The following is a 3,023-nucleotide window of genomic DNA, read 5'->3' on the forward strand; positions in this document are numbered from 1 at the left end:
GCATCGGACGGGGCCGAGGACCGGCGGGAGGACGGGGGGGAGGCCGAGCGGGAAAGGAATGCCCCCGAGGAGACATCCCGGGAGGCGTTCGGGGCGAAGGACGGGGAGCCCGGCGCGGCGCCCTCCGGCGACGGGCACGCGACATCGGTCCCCGGAGGGGAGGAGGAGCCCGGGACGCCTCCCGCCGGGGAGCCGGAGGCGGAGGGTCATCCGCCGGGCCCCGGCTCCTGCGGGGACGTCCCCGGGGCCACGGAGTCCGAGTCGGCGGCGGACACCCCGCCCATCGCCTCCGTGTTTTCCGCCGCGCCCGCCGCGCCCGGGGCGGAGCCGTCCTCCGGGGCGCCCGGACCCGACGCCGGATCCGTCCCGGCGGAGGGGGCCGGCGAGCCGCCCTCCGGTGGATCCGCCGCCGCCCCGCCCGCCACGGATCCTCCCGATGACGGGAGTTCGACGGAGGACGAGGTGTTCGTCGCGAGCCTGGACGCGGCGGCCTCCATCGCCACGGCCCGCCTGATCTGCCACCGGGACACCTGGCAGTTCCTCCTCGACCACACCGTCCGCCACCCGCACTTCCGGGTGCCGGACCGCGTCACCGACCTCGCCGGCGGTCGAACCGAGGCGTTCCTCTCCGGACGCTCACTGCTCGCCGTCCTGGTGACCACGCGCGACCTCCACCGGGAGGGGGCGGCGGACCCCGTGGGCCGGGCCCTCGCGGGCACCGTGCACAAACGTGCCCGGCAGGCCGTGGCCGATACCGGACCCGGGGCGCCGGGGGCCTACACCGGCCGGGGGGACGAGGGGAACCCCGAGGTCACCACCATCGTGCTCGACGACCGCCCGGTACCCGCGGGGAGCTGACGCGACCTCCCGCTCGCGCACGGCGGCCTCCGCGCCCCGGACGGGTGATCGCCGTGCGCGAGGACCGGACCCCGGCCGGGCCGACGGCGGTCCCCGGGGTCACGGGTCCGGACGGGCGGAGCCCCGGGCCACCGCGGAAGGCGGACCCGGCGACCGGGTGACCTTCGGCCCGTGCGCGGGTTCCCCGAGGGAACATGATCATCGGGAAGAGAGGATGACCCCACCACCCATTTCGGGAACAGAGGAAGGGGCATCCCATGCACGACAGGTTCACCGACAAGGTCGTCCTCATCACCGGTGGCGCCGCCGGGCTCGGTCGCGCGGCGGCCGTCCGGGTCGCCCGGGAGGGCGCCGAGCCGGTCCTGGTCGACGTCAGTGAGGCCGGGCTGGCCGAGGCCGCCGCCGAGATCGAGGAGGCGGCGCCCGGTACCGAGGTGCTGACCATCGTCGCCGACGTCTCCTCCGAGGAGGACACCCGGCGCTACGTCACCGAGACGAGGAACGCGTACGGTCGCATCGACTGCTTCTTCAACAACGCCGGGATCGAGGGGCGCCAGAACCTCACCGAGAACTACGGCGCCACCGAGTTCGAGCGCGTCCTGGCGATCAACCTGCGCGGCGTCTTCCTGGGCCTGGAACAGGTATTGGGTGTGATGCGCGAGCAGGGACACGGCCGGATCGTGAACACCGCCTCGGTGGGGGGCATCCGGGGCGTCGGCAACCAGTCCGGCTACGCCGCCGCCAAGCACGGCGTCGTCGGGCTGACCCGCAACTCCGGCGTGGAGTACGGGGAGTACGGCATCACCGTCAACGCCATCGCGCCCGGCGCCGTCATGACGGCGATGGTCGAGGGGTCGCTGAAGCAGATCGACGAGGAGAACTGGGAGGAGGTCGGGCGGCAGTTCGTCTCGCTCAACCCGAGCAAGCGCTTCGGCCGTCCCGAGGAGGTCGCCCACCTGGTGGCCTTCCTGCTGTCGGACGAGGCGTCCTTCATCAACGCCACCACCATCGCCATCGACGGCGGTCAGTCGGAGAAGTACTGACCCCCGGAGGGTCCGCCGAGCCGCTCGGACACCGCCGCTCGGATCCGCCGCTCCGACGCCGGGCCCGCCCGCCGGTCCCGGTGTCGGGGGCCCGCGCTAGAGTCGTCGCCCACATCCGGCCGGACGTCCCGGCCGGGCCGGCCGCGGGGACAGGGACGGGAACGGGGACGACGGGAACATGGACGGCGAGCACGAGGACCGGGGGACCGGGGGGATCCGGCAGCCCGGCTACGAGGTTCTCGAGGTGCTGGGCCGGGGCGGCTTCGCCACCGTGCACCGGGCCCGTCAGCTCTCCATGGACCGCGAGGTCGCGCTGCGGATCGACGGCCGCCGGCTCCTCTCGGAGCGGGACCGCAAGCGTTTCCTGCGCGAGGTCACCGCCGCCGGGCGGCTCTCGGACCATCCGAACGTGGTGGCCGTCCACGACGCCGGGGTGCGGGAGGACGGGCACCCCTACCTGGTGCTGGAGTTGTGTCCCGGCGGTTCGCTGGCCGACCGGCTCTCCCGCACCGGCCCGCTGCCCCTCGCGGAGGCCCGCGACATCGGCGTCGCCCTCGCCGACGCCCTGGCCGCCGCCCACGCGGCCGGGGTGCTGCACCGGGACATCAAGCCCGGCAACGTCATGATCAACCGTTACGGCGGGGTCGCCCTCACCGACTTCGGCCTCGCGGCCCTGCCCCGGCCCGGCCACGACCTGTCGGTCACCCGGGAGGCCCTGACCCCGGCGTACGCGCCGCCGGAGGCGTTCCGGCTGGCCGAGCCATCCGCCGCCGGGGACGTGTACTCACTCGCCGCCACCGTGCACGCCCTGCTGTGCGGCAGGCCGCCGCACTTCCCGGAGGACGGCGGCGAGCCGAGCCTGGCCGAGATCATCTTCCGTCAGACCCAACCGCTGTCCGACCTGCCGGGGGTACCGGCCGACCTGATGGCGGTCCTGCGCCGGGCCCTGGCCGCGGACCCGGCCGAACGGACCTTCGACGCGGCGCAGTTCCGCGACGCGCTGGCCGCCGTGGACCCCGGTGCCCGGACCCGGCCCGGGACAGTACGCGCCCGGCCCCGCCGGGCCCCCGTCTCCCGTGACCCCCGCCGGCGGGGGCGCCGGGGCCGTCACGGAACCCGAGC

General features: G+C 75.3%; 2 protein-coding genes and 1 pseudogene. All 3 read left to right on the forward strand.

Annotation, left to right across the window (positions count from 1 at the left end; translation table 11 throughout):
* Window positions 1-858: pseudogene (locus FNQ90_RS27530) on the forward strand (hypothetical protein); the annotation flags it as partial.
* A 257-nt stretch (window positions 859-1,115) separates the two neighbouring features.
* Window positions 1,116-1,901, forward strand: coding sequence for an SDR family oxidoreductase (locus FNQ90_RS17920; RefSeq protein ID WP_182607311.1), 786 nt, complete (start codon window positions 1,116-1,118; stop codon window positions 1,899-1,901).
* Between the two features lie 178 nt (window positions 1,902-2,079).
* Window positions 2,080-3,023, forward strand: a 944-nt coding sequence (locus tag FNQ90_RS17925; protein ID WP_182607312.1) for a serine/threonine-protein kinase, incomplete at its 3' end; no start/stop codon positions are given.

This window comes from Streptomyces alkaliphilus, from assembly GCF_014141535.1.
Lineage (GTDB): Bacteria > Actinomycetota > Actinomycetes > Streptomycetales > Streptomycetaceae > Streptomyces > Streptomyces alkaliphilus.

Coding starts and splice junctions, on each gene's coding strand:
- FNQ90_RS17920 (WP_182607311.1), top strand. CDS start 1,116: ATGCACGACAGGTTCACCGACAAGGTCGTCCTCATCACCGGTGGCGCC.